The 15000-nt window shown below is 41.3% G+C and carries 15 protein-coding genes; 11 read left to right on the top strand and 4 right to left on the bottom strand.

Going from position 1 to position 15000, the window contains the following annotated elements; all coding sequences use genetic code 11:
* Window positions 1–15: 15 nt before the first annotated feature.
* The 6 genes from ACRD69_RS07520 (at window position 16) to ACRD69_RS07495 (ending at window position 6170) form a co-directional block, all read left to right on the top strand.
* Complete coding sequence (locus tag ACRD69_RS07520; RefSeq protein ID WP_430814466.1) at window positions 16–159, top strand: hypothetical protein; 144 nt, start codon at window positions 16–18, stop codon at window positions 157–159.
* 233 nt (window positions 160–392) lie between these two features.
* Window positions 393–653 carry a hypothetical protein gene (locus ACRD69_RS07515; RefSeq protein WP_430814465.1) on the top strand — a complete coding sequence of 87 codons (261 nt, stop codon included), beginning with the start codon at window positions 393–395 and terminating at the stop codon, window positions 651–653.
* 62 nt (window positions 654–715) lie between these two features.
* Window positions 716–1873 (top strand): HlyD family secretion protein, encoded by a 1158-nt coding sequence (locus ACRD69_RS07510; protein WP_430814464.1) that lies wholly within the window; start codon window positions 716–718, stop codon window positions 1871–1873.
* A gap of 12 nt (window positions 1874–1885) precedes the next feature.
* Window positions 1886–4036, top strand: a complete 2151-nt coding sequence (locus ACRD69_RS07505; RefSeq protein ID WP_430814463.1) for a peptidase domain-containing ABC transporter — start codon at window positions 1886–1888, stop codon at window positions 4034–4036.
* A gap of 71 nt (window positions 4037–4107) precedes the next feature.
* The gene (locus tag ACRD69_RS07500; RefSeq protein ID WP_430814462.1) at window positions 4108–5445 is read left to right on the top strand and encodes an MATE family efflux transporter; all 1338 of its coding nucleotides are present in this window, start codon (window positions 4108–4110) and stop codon (window positions 5443–5445) included.
* Window positions 5446–5459: 14 nt separating this feature from the next.
* Window positions 5460–6170: a 2-phosphosulfolactate phosphatase gene (locus ACRD69_RS07495; RefSeq protein WP_430814461.1), complete on the top strand. Its 711-nt coding sequence runs from the start codon at window positions 5460–5462 to the stop codon at window positions 6168–6170.
* Between the two features lie 238 nt (window positions 6171–6408).
* Here ACRD69_RS07495 and ACRD69_RS07490 read toward each other — a convergent pair whose 3' ends face one another.
* Window positions 6409–6579, bottom strand: a complete 171-nt coding sequence (locus tag ACRD69_RS07490) for a hypothetical protein (protein ID WP_430814460.1) — start codon at window positions 6577–6579, stop codon at window positions 6409–6411.
* A gap of 232 nt (window positions 6580–6811) precedes the next feature.
* Between ACRD69_RS07490 and ACRD69_RS07485 the strand changes: the two genes are divergently transcribed.
* The 4 genes from ACRD69_RS07485 (at window position 6812) to ACRD69_RS07470 (ending at window position 10555) form a co-directional block, all read left to right on the top strand.
* The gene (locus ACRD69_RS07485) at window positions 6812–7579 is read left to right on the top strand and encodes a hypothetical protein (protein ID WP_430814459.1); all 768 of its coding nucleotides are present in this window, start codon (window positions 6812–6814) and stop codon (window positions 7577–7579) included.
* 15 nt (window positions 7580–7594) lie between these two features.
* Window positions 7595–8125 carry an RNA polymerase sigma factor gene (locus ACRD69_RS07480; protein ID WP_430814458.1) on the top strand — a complete coding sequence of 177 codons (531 nt, stop codon included), beginning with the start codon at window positions 7595–7597 and terminating at the stop codon, window positions 8123–8125.
* Between the two features lie 3 nt (window positions 8126–8128).
* Window positions 8129–9571: a hypothetical protein gene (locus ACRD69_RS07475; protein ID WP_430814457.1), complete on the top strand. Its 1443-nt coding sequence runs from the start codon at window positions 8129–8131 to the stop codon at window positions 9569–9571.
* A gap of 243 nt (window positions 9572–9814) precedes the next feature.
* Entirely contained in the window at window positions 9815–10555 is a 741-nt protein-coding gene (locus ACRD69_RS07470) for a hypothetical protein (RefSeq protein ID WP_430814456.1), read from the top strand.
* A 190-nt stretch (window positions 10556–10745) separates the two neighbouring features.
* Here the strand turns inward: ACRD69_RS07470 and ACRD69_RS07465 are convergent, their stop codons facing one another.
* Window positions 10746–11789 carry a WD40/YVTN/BNR-like repeat-containing protein gene (locus ACRD69_RS07465; protein ID WP_430814455.1) on the bottom strand — a complete coding sequence of 348 codons (1044 nt, stop codon included), beginning with the start codon at window positions 11787–11789 and terminating at the stop codon, window positions 10746–10748.
* A 465-nt stretch (window positions 11790–12254) separates the two neighbouring features.
* Here ACRD69_RS07465 and ACRD69_RS07460 point away from each other — a divergent pair, with 465 nt between their 5' ends.
* Complete coding sequence (locus ACRD69_RS07460) at window positions 12255–12845, top strand: DUF1287 domain-containing protein (RefSeq protein WP_430814454.1); 591 nt, start codon at window positions 12255–12257, stop codon at window positions 12843–12845.
* Between the two features lie 41 nt (window positions 12846–12886).
* On the opposite strand, the gene ACRD69_RS07455 is transcribed toward ACRD69_RS07460, so the two are convergent.
* Window positions 12887–13909 (bottom strand): sugar-binding domain-containing protein, encoded by a 1023-nt coding sequence (locus tag ACRD69_RS07455; RefSeq protein WP_430814453.1) that lies wholly within the window; start codon window positions 13907–13909, stop codon window positions 12887–12889.
* Window positions 13910–13911: 2 nt separating this feature from the next.
* Window positions 13912–14985, bottom strand: coding sequence for a beta galactosidase jelly roll domain-containing protein (locus tag ACRD69_RS07450; RefSeq protein ID WP_430814452.1), 1074 nt, complete (start codon window positions 14983–14985; stop codon window positions 13912–13914).
* Window positions 14986–15000 lie beyond the last annotated feature (15 nt).

Raw genomic sequence — 15000 nt, 5'->3', positions numbered from 1 at the left:
TAATACGATAGTAACATGAAGTCTTTAGTTAATACAAAAAAGCAGGCACAATTTAAAAAGTTTACGGCAAAAGACACATCTTTTTTAAAAAAGGTTGTTGGTGGAGATTCAAGTTCAAAAGTAGAAGAAGAGCCAGCTGATAATAAGATAAAGATTTAATTAAAGCATGTTCTATCATTAAAAGGCTTTGGGCGAGCTGATAAAATGAAAAGATTTTTAAAAATAAATAAGACTATCCCGATTAGTAGAAGTCTGAACGCAGACTGTTTGTAGGAACATAAGAAGGTGAGGCGGTTTCCCTTATAGATTCCCGATTCTCACATTATCTCACCTAGTACCCCTCACCTTCTTTATCCTCAGGTTAATCGTTGTAGTAGATAGGAGAGCACAATTTGCCACAGCACGAGGTACATAGAACAATTGCGCTGATCGACGAACAGATCAGGCGCAAAGAAACCGGTTCACCAATAGAGTTAGCCGGGTATCTGCGTATGTCCGTACGTATGTTATATTTTTATTTGGATATGATGAGCTCTTTAGGAGCAGTTATTCACTTCTCAAAAGAATTGAATAGTTTTCATTACAAAGACGATGGTTTCTTCAAAGATGGTATCCGCTGGATTGAATTGCAAAAAGTAGAAGTGTCCAAATAATACGTATATCATAGAGGCATAATAAAAAAAATGCTATTTTCGGGAAGTAGCTTTTTACAATTATGCCTGTTAACACACCCAAAACAAGTCAAAGTAAAAGCAAATATCACCATTATACCGCCATTAACTACCGCGGCTATGCTTTATATTGGGTAATTTTAATCACTGTTTTTGCCGGTTTTATAGCCTTACCTTTCATTCATGTTGATGTATCGGTACAGAGCAGAGGTACCATTACAACCCTTAATAAAATGGTGCAGCTAAACTCACCTGTTACAGCTAAAGTGACGGCTGTTAATATCTCAGAAAACAAAAATGTAAGGTGCGGAGATACATTAATTGTTTTGCAGCAAAGTGGATTTATTAATGAAATTGAGCTGGTTAATCAACAAATGGAACTGCAAACCAATTACATTGATGATATTTCAAGCCTGCTTGGGCATATTGAAAACGCCAATGTTAATACAACCTTGTACCAAAAAGAATATGAGGATTATACAACATCCATTAAAATGTTCAGGCGTAAAATAGACAAACTGGGGGTTGACTTTAAAAGAACAGCAGCATTATTCAAAGATGGAGTGGTTCCACTAACAACCTACCAGGAAGATTCCTTTAAGCTGGAAGAAGCCAGGGATGAATTGATGATGTATATTTCAGCTTCAAATGCTCGTTGGGAAACAGATCGACGAAATTACATTGTTTCCAATCAGGAATTAAAGAGTAAAGTTGAAAACCTGTGGCAGGAGCGAAGTCAATACCTGCTTACGGCACCATTTGATGGAAGTATCATTGATTTTAACGGGGTAGCTGTGGGTAATTTTTTAACAGAAAGCCAGTTAATTGCCTACTTGTCACCACAGCAAGAGTTAATTGCTGAATGTTATATATCGCCCTCAGATATTGGTTTTATCCATACCGATATGCCGGTGCGCTTACAAATCGACACTTATGATTATAACCAGTGGGGCATGTTGGATGCGGTAGTTTTTGAAGTAGCTGATGATGTAAGTTTGGTCGACGGGCAATACAAGTATTTGATCCGTTGTCATTTAAAGCAGGATAGCTTAAAGCTCAGTAATGGAGTGGTTGGCAATATGAAGAAGGGCATGAGTTTAACCGGACGTTTTATTGTCACACAACGTTCATTGTTTCACTTGCTGTTTGATACAGTGGATGATTGGCTAAATCCAAAAGTGTTGCCTAATGAACCATCTTAACACACTAAATGAATGAGATTATCAATTCAGCAATATGATTCAACCGACTGTGGAGCTGCATGCCTGGTATCAGTAGCCAGATACTATAAATTGCGACTTCCGCTGTGGACCGTCAGGCAAGAGGCTGGAACACACAAAGGAGGTACAAGTGCTTATGGTCTTATTAAAGCCGCCGAAACCCTTGGTTTTGATGCTAAAGGTGTTGAGATAGAAAAGGATGATTTATTTGAAATTCCCCTGCCGGCTGTTGCTCACCTTAAACTACCGGGTGGTACGCATCATTTTGTCGTAATTTATAAAGTAGGAAAGAAGTTTATAAAAGTAATGGATCCGGCATATGGTAAGATGCTGAAGATGACACATGATGAATTCCATAAAAAATGGACGGGTGTAGTTGTTTTACTTATTCCATCGGCAAATTTCTCAAAAGATGATAAAACGGTTTCTAACATCAAACGCTTCTGGAACCTGGTAAAACCACACAGGGCAGTTATGATGCAATCTGGTTTTGGGGCATTGGCGTTTTCTGTTTTAGGATTGTCCACTGCCTTTTACATTCAAAAGTTGACCGACTTTGTTTTGGTTGGGCACAATCATAATTTATTGAACCTTCTCGGGCTTATAATGCTCATTGTGTTTGTCGTACAGTTACTTATTGGAGTACTGCAATCATGGTTTGTACTTAGGGTCAGTCAAAATATTGATACAACATTAATATCCGGTTATTTCAGACACCTCATTAAACTGCCTCAAAAGTTTTATGATAGCATGCGCATTGGAGAGCTGATTTCAAGGGTTAATGATGCGGTTAAGATTCGCAATTTCATTAACCAGGTAGCCGTTGAGTCAATCGTAGATATCCTTGTCATTGTCATAGCATTCCTGGTTATGATGGTTTTTAGCTGGAAGCTCGCGTTACTTTCTTATTTGGTCATTCCGGTTTATCTCCTGTTAATGCTTATAACCAATTCCATTAACAAGAAACTTGAACGCGCTAAGATGGAAGAAACAGCGGAGCTGGAGATTCAGTTGGTAGAATCTTTAAGGGCTGTTAAGACGATCAAACAAATGGGAGCTGAACAGCACTTTGCTAATGGTGTTGATAACCGTTTGGTTAAAGTTCTTGAACAGGTATATCGGTCGGGCAAGCTCAACATCCTGTCAAATTCGGGTATACAGTTTATTAATCGCCTACTAACGCTTGCCGTGTTATGGGCCGGAGCTTTGTTTGTCATACAAACTGAGATGTCAGCAGGAGAGCTGATGTCATTTTTTGCCATCTCAGCTTATTTTACAGGACCAATTGCCCGATTGGCTGCTTTCAATAAAAGTATTCACGGGGCCTTGATCGCCATGGATCGCTTATTTGAACTTCTTGAATTGGAGCATGAACAGGAAGAGGGTAAGACCATTGCTTTTTCAAAGAGTGACACTGGTGATATTAATTTTTCAAAGGTCAATTTCTCCTATACACTGGAGCAGGATTTATTCATCGATTTCAATATGTCTGTCAAAGCTAATACGGTATCGGTTTTATTAGGTGATAGCGGTAGTGGAAAATCAACCATTGGTGCTTTGATACAGGGATTATATCCGATACAAAGTGGTGAGTTAACCATTGGAGGCATTGATATTAAACACATCAACCTGGTCGACCTGAGAAAGGTAGTTGGTATTGTACCACAGAATATTGAACTATTTGCAGGGAATGTGATAGAAAATATTGCATTAGGCGACCCTGTACCTGATATTAAAAACATTATTTCTATCATCAGGCAATTGAAGCTTGAAGAAACGGTTGAACAATTGCCGGAGGGCTTATACACATGGCTGGGCGAAAATGCAATTCAGTTGTCAGGCGGGCAGCGACAACGCCTGGCAATTGCCAGGGTGCTTTATCTTAATCCTCAGATCTATATTTTCGATGAAGCGACTTCATTTCTTGATGATCGCTCAGAAGCCGTTGTCAAAGATGTCATTCAGGAACTCAAAAAAGAAGGGAAAACCATCATAATGGTGGCTCATCGTATGAGTGTCATTGACATTGCCGATGAGGTTTTTGTATTTGAGAAGGGTAAACTGATCCAGTCTGGTGCCGTCAACCAGTTAAAAAAGCAAAAAGGAGGTCGCTTCTATGAAATGATCAGGCATCATTACCACTAATGATGAATTTAATGTAGTTATACATCCACATTCTTTAATTACTTTTGTCCTTCAATTTTAAGATTCTGAGGATGAATAATAAGTATGCTGTACATTATTGGCCCAATATAAAACTAGCAACTCCGGTTGTGCTGGCCATGGCAGGCCAAATGCTGGTTAATGTGGCAGATACAGTGATGGTCGGGCGGGTTGGCACTATTCCTTTGGCAGCAGCTTCTTTTGCCAACAGTATTTTTATCAATGTGCTTTACTTTGGTATTGGAATTTCGCTTGCTATTACACCACTCGTTGGTAAGGCCTATGGAGCCAAAGATAAGGAAACATGCGCCTATTGGTTTCATCAGGGCATATACAGCAATATTATCGTTGGTATTGGCTTAACACTGCTATCCTTATTAATCATCTTTGCAATGCCATTAATGGGGCAGGAAAGCGGTGTTGTTGAAGAAGCCATTCCTTATTATATTTTACTGGTGCTATCAATAGTACCTTTGCAATTATTTAATAGTTATAAGCAGTTTGCCGAAGGTTTGAGCAATACAAAAGTCGCCATGTACATTACTATAGGTGGTAATGTGCTCAATGTATTGCTCAATTACATGTTTATTTACGGACACTGGGGAGCACCTGAGTTGGGACTTGTCGGTGCCGGTATTGGAACGCTTGTTTCACGGGTAATTATGAGTCTTGCATTTTGGGTGGTGTCACGTCAACTCAGACTGTTTAACGATTACCGTGGAGACCATCTTGCCCCTTTCTCTAAAGCAGCATTTGTTCGTATCTGGCGTCTGGGTTTACCCATTGGCCTGCAAATGATTATTGAGGTATTTGCATTTAGTATAGGTAGCATCATGATGGGATGGATCAATGCTGTTAGCCTGGCTGCTCACCAGATCGTTCTGAGTATTGCCAGTCTGACCTATATGATGTCATCCGGATTGGGTTCAGCAACTACCGTTAAGGTTAGTATTTTCAGGGGTAAGAAAGATTACCTGTCAATGAAACACAGTGCGTTTGCATCGCTGCACATTGTTGTACTTTTTATGACTACAACAGGTATTTTGTTTTTGATGCTTCGCTACTTTTTACCGTCCTTATTTGTTGAAGACCTTGAGGTGATCAGTGTTGCTGCCGGATTGATGCTGGTTGCGGGACTGTTCCAGATTTTTGATGGAATACAGGTTATTGCACTGGGGATATTGCGGGGCCTTGAAGATGTGGTGATGCCCGTTGTGGGCGCCGGAATTGCTTATTTGTTAATATCAGTGCCCGTAGGCTATGTCAGTGCATTTGTTATTAATATGGGACCATCAGGAATATGGCTTGGCTACCTGACAGGTCTGGCGTCTGCTGGTACTTTCCTGTTAATAAGATTTAGAATTTTGTATAAAAAGCGTTATGGCCTTTAATTGATCCGAGAAGAATGAATGTAGAAGTAATAGCGACAGCTCAGCAGGTAACAGAAGCACAGGTTAAAGGAAAAACAGTTATTGTAATTGATGTGCTCCGGGCCACCTCTGTAATGGTGACTGCCCTGAATAATGGCGCTAAAGGTGTCGTGCCTGTGTTAGAGGCCAAAGAAGCGTTTATTGTAAAAGACAGCACGTCCGAAGCTGTTGTTTTGGGCGGAGAACGTCATGCTGAACCAATTGATGGCTTTGATCATGGCAATTCTCCTTTGGCATATTCAAAACAAGTTATTGAGGATAAATTATTGGTGATGACCACCACGAACGGAACCCTGGCTATTCATAATTCCTTATCGGCTTCTGAGCTGCTGATCGCCTCTTTCTTAAACGACAAAGCTGTGGTTGACAGAATTAAAGAAAGATCTGATCTTGTCCTGGTATGCTCAGGAAATAATGGTTTGTATACCCTTGAGGATGCCCTGTGTGCAGGGCGCATTATTTATTTGCTTCAAAAGTCGGTAAAGCTCCGGCTTAGCGATTTGGCCCTGTCCGTATATGCTCTTTATAAGGCTCACAAAGACAATATACCGGAAATAGCAGCTCAGGGCTACCACTATAAAGTATTGATGCAAAAAGGATATCAACATGATTTGACGCATTGCTTTAAGTCAGGCCTATACAGCAATGTTCCCATTTGGAACGGGCAATGCATCGTCAACCTCTGATTCAGTTACTGCCCTTTCCAAAGTATTGGAAAAGGCAGATTTGAATGTCGGTAATTACTTATGAACCTGACATCGACGTAAAATCTTTGTTTATAAGCGAAACATCAATCTTTTGTCATAAAAAACTAATCTACGGGGTTAAATTTTTCGAGCTAGCTCGCTAGCCCTGCAATATTCACCCTGTTTATCAATTCTTTATGACAATCTGAATTCTGAAATTCTCATCGATCTCAGGTTATTAATCAATAATGCGGTTTAAAATAACATGTACTGCTATACCACCAACCATTAATAAGGCTGCAATTGCCAGTGGTGTATTACTGGTAGGTGGATTCATTGCATAAAGACCTAAAACAACTACTCCAACCAGAATTAGAATAATACCGAAGTTTTTCAAAAATGTATTCATAGTGACGATTTTAAGGTGTCTTACAAGTTACAAATTATACCAATTGTAAGGTAATAAGCACATAGAAAATTTTGTAATTCTCACATGCCATATACTGAGTTCGGTCATTTTTTAATGAAAGTAATACTATTATAATTGCAACTGCAGCTATTAATTAGTGGTGCATAAAGTTTTTTAGCCATTCCAACCATCTTGTTCTTATTGTCGTCACATAGAAAGGAGAGATAGTAAAATGTATAAACACAGGCTAAATTTATTTGGTGCATTATTGGTTTTCATGTTGGCCATTTCTTGTCAAAAGAAGGAATTTACCGAACCGGTTCCCGTTCAACTTGAGGTCTTACTTGCAAACGGTGAATCTTCTTATTTAAGTTTCAGCGAGGGGTATATCTTGTTAAAACAGGTAATGTTTGACGGACAAAGGCAGCAAGGTGGTAATGTCCATTTTGCAACAGAACCGGGAAACGATATCGGGCCGCTCATGTTTAATAATAATTCCCCTGGTCAGATCAGGAAGTTTGATATTCCACAAGGTATATACACCAATATGCATTGGCGCTTTGCTATGGAGGAGATTGAAATGTGGACCGACAATGATGATGAGGATGATGAGCATGATGAAGATGATGGTGAGGAGGAGTTGGAGTATGATACTCCTGAAGATGGTGGACTCATCCTGACAGGATATTATAGAAACACCGATGGCATGAGTATTCCACTATACATTATTGTTGATGATGACGAGCAATTGATAGCAGGCAGCCAGATCAATGATAGTTATGGTGACATCACATTAACATCAGAAAATACCTATACAGCGCAATTACTAATTGATCCATATTACGCCTTGCAAACAATTTCTGTTACAAGTCTTGAAAGTGCTGAACTGAGTGAGGGTGAGGGAGGTGACTTCCTCGAGATTTCGGAAAATAGGAACGAGGCTTTATATGAAATAATAGCCTATAGGCTCGAAAGCTCATTAAAAGTGATTATCAATTAGGTCTTGACTGTAGCAATGGATATAAACGATAAGCAATTGGTGGATGGCTGCAGAAAACATGAGCGAAAATCGCAGGAGCAATTGTACCGCAAATATGCCGGCGAAATGCTCAGAATATGCCTGGCCTATGAACCTGACCGCGATGAGGCAAAAGATATTTTGCAGAATGCATTCTTAAAGGTATTTCGAAATATAGAAGCCTATTCGGGAGAAGGTGCTTTGAAAGCGTGGATTCGCCGCATTATTACCAACACGGCTATCGATGCCTTCAGGAAGAAGCAGAAAGAACATACTCTGCGTTTTGATGATGTTGGTGAGGTATTTGAACATCCCTGTGATGTCTCAGATCCTTTGGTTTGTCAGGATCTGCTTAAAGAAGTAGAAAAACTGCCTGATGGTGCCCGCATGGTATTTAACCTGTATGCCATTGAAGGTTATAACCATAAAGAGATAGCCGAACGACTTAATATAAGCGAGGGAACATCAAAATCACAACTGAGCAGGGCGCGTAAGTTGTTGAACGAACAATTAATGAGTGTCATATAAACAATGTCAGCAGATAATTTCCATAACAACTATCAAGCACTTTTTGAGCACATGCCTCATGAAGCACCCGATGATGTGTGGAAAGCTATTGAAGGGCATCTGGATAATGATGCTGTGCATGTAAGACTTGATAAAGATGAAGATGAGCTGGTAAATGAGGTTTGGCGTGAAATGGAGGACGAATTGGATATTGATGAGGTTTGGCATGTTATCTCACAAGAACTGGATGCCGGTCAAAAGAGATCAATTATTCCACGGTTTAAATATTGGTTGGCGGCAGCCGGTGTACTAATCCTTTTGGGCCTTACAAACCTTATGTATCATTTTTCGGAGCAGGCTACGCAACCATTAAACGGTAAGGCTCGTCTTGATTACAAAACTGATCTGTCAACAGATTCCAATCATGAAAACAGTAACATACTGATCAAACCAGGTATGGACAGTTCAGTAATGCAATTACAGCAGCCCAACGAGCTCAATGTACTTAAACAACACACGACTGAATTACTACGTAATGAACCTGATGCCATTGTCTGCACTCTGCGCTTCCCCAAAGAACAAAGCAGTGTTATTGCACATTCCCCAATGTTGGCATCAGGTTCTTTTTTAGATCCTCGCTCAAACAAATTACTGCAGAGCAAAACGACATCGGTAGAAATGAAGAAGCCTTTCGACATTAACATTCCCCTGGTGTTGCCCGCCCCTGACACAAAACCAATGCACTGGACTGATAACTTTTTGACCCAGCCTCCTGTCGATGACCGCCAAATAGTGAAATATGATCAAAAAGACAGCAGGTGGACGACAGGTGTTGTTACAGCCCTAAAAAACACCTACCTCCTAAATGCCGAAACATATGAAGGCTTTTCATCAACCGGTATGAATAATAGCAAAATGACTTTTCAGCCCGACTTTGGTCTTACTATTCAATATGCCATCAACACAAAGTTTATTTTTGAAACCAACCTGTTTGCTGCTTCATCCTTAAAGCAAGGCTATAAAACATACAGCTATGGCCAGTATGTCAATAAAGAAACCGAACTCAATTATTATGGTGCCGAACTGGCCATTAAACACAATGCCAGGTATAGCCTTGTGGGCGAGAGGCTGTTAAGACGAAATATTGGCGGGGTATATATCAATCATCTTCAATCGGCATCAGAGACCTTGTCTAATACATCCAGTGATGTTTCATCAAGATATGCTTCCGTCGATTATGGGCTGATAATCGGACAGGAGTTTGAAATACGTAGTAATGGTCCGGTAAAAGTAACAACCGGATTGGCAGTGAAGTATGGTTTGCCAAATGTGTATGTAGGGGATGACAAACATCCGGCAAAATTGAATAAGACACACAATGCCTCACTTGAATTTCGCATTGGTATAGCTTATCGCTGGAAGTCAAAAACAGGCATTGATCATTATCTCGGAATCATTAATAAATAAGTATTCTTAATCATATCTACAGAGCTGGCAGTAAAGTTGAGCTGTCAAGTGTCTGAAGATATGCCTCTATACAGGCCAGGGCAAAGTGAAGCTACGCCCTGGGATACCCTTCTCTCCTCCATGCACCGGCATCGTAAATGCCCCATCAAAAATAAAATCACATTCCGTTCCAACTGTTTTTTAAATCCTATCGTCATGATAGTATAGTTACGATAAAAGAAAGTAAAACTAATTATTAATGTTATGAAATTAATTAAAAACCTGATTGTATTAGCCTTAAGTATCGTTGTGTTTTCAGCTTGTAATAATGATGACAGTAGTATTGCCGAAACGAGCAAGGTTAAGGTAGCCATTAAAACGACCCCGGCATCATTGAAAAGCATGGAATCAACAACTGAACCCCTGCTGCTTGAAACGTTTAATATTTGCATTGGCGAAATTGAATTTGATATTAACGATGATATGGAAGATGTGTTACCGGAGGGCTCACCTACCTTTAGTGATGTTGAGCTGGAAGGACCGTTTTTAGTCGATCTGTTAGCGGCAAATGCTGAAACAGGAATTGACCTTGCGAGTGTACATGTGCCAAATGCTGTTTATGAAGAGATAGAGTTTGAATTTGAACCATATGATGAAAACGAACCGGCAGAAATGAGTGGAAATACGATTGTCGCGACTGGTACCAATAACGGCACGCCTTTTACCATTATCAGCCAGGAGGAACTGGAAGTAGAACTGGAATATGAAAATGGATATAAGCTCGATGGTGCTGACTCTCGTTTATTTATCGACCTGAATCTGGGACATCTGAAAACACTTGTTGCCGCTATTGACTTTACAACCGCCACCCTTGAAGAGGATGGAAGTATTTTGATTACAAAAGAGAAGAACGAACCTATTCTAAAGCAATTTGAAGAGGCCGTTGAAAATTCATTTGACCTTGAGGAAGATGATGATGACGCTAATCATGGTGACGACGATTAATCGACATAGTATCTGAATTAACCTTTACTTAGAAGGGAGGATGTCCAGAGTTGAACTTCAGCAAACAGGATGTCCTCCTTTTTTTTTATGCTTTCTTGATGAGCAGTAAAGGCGAAGCAACAGATGTATACCATTAAGCCATTGAATGACAGGGACTCAATGGATACTATTTATCCTTAATGCCCTTAAGTTATTGCTGATGACTAACGCTTATATGTGCGAGCCGGCCATCAGCACCAGCGGCATACGCTGCCCCTTGACCCGGAATGGCGCGCATGGTGTAGTAGCCATTATCACCACCCGGAAGCCAGTTTTGTCCCTTATCTGTTGAGTAATCAAAGCCCGTTTTACCCATGGCTATGGCAATGGATAGTGTATCGCTGCTCAGGTATTGTATGCACGAGCGAAAGCCGCGGGGCATGGTCTCACATAACTGCCAGCTTTGTCCACCGTTAAGGGTATAGGCAGCTATACTGTCATTGAGCTGGGGATGCTGGTAATTGCCACCTACTATGATGCCATTGTTCATATCACTAAAGGCGATGGAATAGATACCGTCAGCTGAGCTCTGCGCCTTTATGGGAGTATCACTAACTGTCCACGTGTTACCTGAGTCACGGCTTGAATACGCGCGCGCTCTAGCCCCGCCGCCAGCCATCCAGGCATAGCCTCCGGGCAACAGTTCAATGCAGCTGTTGGAGGCTGCAAAATTGCTTTCTCCGCTTAATGCAGGAGGCACTTTTGTGCTTTTTTGCCAGCTATGTCCACCATCGCTGCTGCGAATAATAAGAAAGTGCCCCTCAACAGGATCGGATACTGCCAGTCCGGTTGATGTTTCAATAAACTTTAGTGAGTTGAAAAATAATCCTTTACCAGACAGGGTATCCATGGCATCCCAGCTTGTTCCGCCATTTGAAGTTGAGTAAATAACGGCCGGATTATTAATGCCAACGACAACAGCCCGCAACGAATCAAAGGCATGAATACTTCGAAAGTCATTTTCCGACTCTGTGCTGATCGAACAATCTTTCCAGTTTTTCCCTGCATCAGTGCTTCGGAGGATGGTCCCCCCTGAACCCGATAACCACAAGCAGTTTTGGTCTACAACACTTAAGCCACGTATGGAGGCATCGACCGGAGTTTCAATTATAGTTAACTCAAACGAAAAGGAGGCTACCTCTTTACAGGATGAGAACAGGAATACGATAAATGTAATGAATAGTAAACGGTTCATATTACACGGATAGGGTTGATGACTCTATTTGTTGGGTAAAGGTGGTGAAAATTCTCTCATTTCAAAAAATAACGCTCATCATGTGTTTGGTTAAGTTAACATAAATCTATAAAATTTACTGCTTTACCTCTTCTTTCCCCCGAGGCCCCTTCTTCCGGCATTCCCCGGGCCTTCTTCGGGATCAACCTCGCTGCCAGCGAGGTTGATCCGAAGCGGTTCCGAAGAAATACCGAAGAAGGCCCGAAGAACACCAAAGGAATTACCGAAGAAACTTACCGGAATATAATCGTTAAAAACCTGATTTTTCTGTGCTCATTACTATATTAATGTTAAATAGAGGATTGTAGTGTTGAACTCTGATTTTTAAGTCGAAGGACAGAATACAATCTGGATTACCTTTTTAAGAGGAGCATATGTTTTTTAATGCCGGCCAGATTTTAATATCTTACCATCAAAGCAAATGCGATGATATTAAACCGTTTTTACCTCACACTGATAGTATGGCTGACAGCACTGCAACTGTTTGGCCAGTCATCTTTTCAACAACAGCTGGCCGATTCAGCCCTCTTGTTAACTCAGCAGGAGGTGATCTATGATCCATCCTATTATCGATTAGATTATCCTAACGGCGATGTACCTGCTAACCGGGGTGTTTGCACCGATGTGATCATTCGCGCCTATCGTAAGTTTGGTATTGACCTGCAGCAACTGGTGCATGAAGATATGCGTGACCATTTTTCTTTGTATCCCGACAACTGGGGGTTGACCCGACCTGATAAAAACATAGATCACCGGCGGGTACCTAACTTAATGGTTTTCTTCTCTCGCTTTGGGAATGTGCTACCCATCAGCTCTCAGGCAGGCAATTACCTGCCGGGGGATATTGTTTGCTGGGATCTGGGACACGGGCTTACACACATAGGCATTGTGGTCAGGCGAAAATCCCGCGATGGGCGGCGGCACCAAATTGTGCATAATATTGGTGCCGGTCAGGTGCTTGAAGATTGCTTATTCGATTATAAAATAATTGGGCATTATCGTTATGGGAAGAAATAAAGATGTAAGTACTTTTTCAGTATTAACATTCATCTAATATTCTATTTTCTCTTTTCATTCCAGTACTCAATGTATTTATCCATTGTTATGAAGCCAACCGGCCCCTGGTAAATACCTCCTGTTTGTGTGCGGTCCTGAACGCGCACTGCTATGGTAATGGTTTGAATGTTCTGATATAAGTGAGGTGGAATAGTATAGCCTCTTAATGCTCGCCATGCCTCGTGATATTCGAAAAAGAAATTGTCATTTATTTCACCGGTCTGACCTATCAGTTCTCCGTTGATATAGACTTCATCCACATCGTCAATTTTACCCAGTAATATTACCAGGCGCTCATTTTTTAAATCGGCCGGTAAGCTGACTGTTTTTCGATACCAGGCCATTCCGTCGTAGTTGTCGTAGCCTTGAGCTTCCCATGCTCCGGGAACCATTATCTTGTCCCAGTTGCTGTCATTATAGGCTACCGACTTATAATAGTTTTTATCACCTGTTTTGAATTTCCATCGGCCTTCAAGCGAAAAGTCAGGTCGCAGAGGATTGAGCTCGGCTCTCAACCGGATGTTGCCTGAGATAATGCCACCTTCGCCATACGCATCGTAAATGCGAACCGCCAGTACGTTTTGCTCTCCGTATTTTATATATTGAGATGGTAGCTTGTACAAACGTCGTCCGTTATAGGCTGTTTTAAAATGAGGAGGAAACTGACCCGATTGACCGATTAATTCGCCATTGAGATACACTTCATCGGCATCGTCAATATACCCAAGGTCGAGCCATAAACTCAGTTTCTCGGCGTCTTGTCCTATTTTCACTTCTTTGCGGTACCAGGCATAGCCATCGTATCCGTTAAAGCCCTGGTGTTCCCACATTGAAGGAACGCGTATTTGCTCCCAGTTAAAGTGATTGTAATGGTAGCGGGCCCAGTCTTCATCGTCGCCAATGGAGAAATACCACTGGCCGTTTAACGATTTGTAGTCGCGCAGGTTTTTATCATCTTGTCCATTTGCAGCAATACAAATGATTAGGAAGGCTATGGTGGTGATATGTAGGATAATTCTTTTCATAATTAGTTATTTAGCCATTCCCAAAATACATCCATATAATTAGGCTCCTTTTTAATCATTTTCCTGAAGCGCTCAAACTGATCTCTGGTCATTATTCCCACCGGTCCTTCGTAAATACCTCCGTCAATTCCGCTGTCAACAACACGTACGGCAATCGTATTTGTTCCCTTAGTCTTAATCAGCGATTGAGGTATTTTATATGCCCGAAGTGTTGTGTACGCCTGGTATGAGCCGTTTAATCCACGGGCCAGTGATGAACGTGTTGCGCCGGGCGATACGCCACCAATGCGTGTTCCATTCAACCAGGTTTTATCTTCATCATCTATTTTTCCAAGGAGTAGCACAAGTTCTTCATTCTTCAGCTTGTCTGGTAATGTAAAGCTCGTACGATACCATGCTACACCGTCGAAACCGGGCCAGCCTTCGTTTTCCCATAATGCCGGAACCTTAATATCACTCCAGTCAGAATCATCATAATCAGCTTGCTCGGCTCCCTTTTGGTTATGAACAGCGAATTTCCAGGTGCCCGAAAGATCCAGGGCCAGAAGCTTGCTGGTCAGGTTGGTGTTTAAGGATACGGGACCGTTTATGATACCTCCTTCGTTATAAAAATCATATACGCGTATGGCAATAGTATTTTCACCTTTCTTCCAGTAATCGTTAGGGATCGTGTAATAACGGGGTTTGCCATAAGCGGTTTGTGTATTGGGCGGCATGCCACCCGATTGGCCTGCCAGCTTACCATTGATAAACACTTCATCAGCATCGTCGATACTGCCTATTCGCAATATTAAATCATGGTCAGGTATGATATCCAAACGAATCGTTTTACGGTACCATGCAAAGCCATTATAATCATTATAACCTTGAGATTCCCAGCTGGCCGGTACGCGTATGTGTTGCCATTGGCTGTCATCAAAATCAGGGTTTTTCCATTCTTCGTTGTCGCCGATGTTAAACTTCCAGTGACCTTCAAGGAATTGTTCCTCCTGAAGTAGCTGGGAGTTAACTATGGCGCTGCCATTGAAGAGCAGGATGGTTAATAGGGCGACGTATTTTAGTGTTTTAGCTATCATAGTGTTTATCGACGA

Source organism: Carboxylicivirga agarovorans (assembly GCF_050589845.1).
In the GTDB taxonomy this organism is placed as follows: domain Bacteria; phylum Bacteroidota; class Bacteroidia; order Bacteroidales; family Marinilabiliaceae; genus Carboxylicivirga; species Carboxylicivirga agarovorans.
Note: the sequence above shows the minus strand (reverse complement) of the source record. Positions and strands in the feature narration are given on the sequence as shown.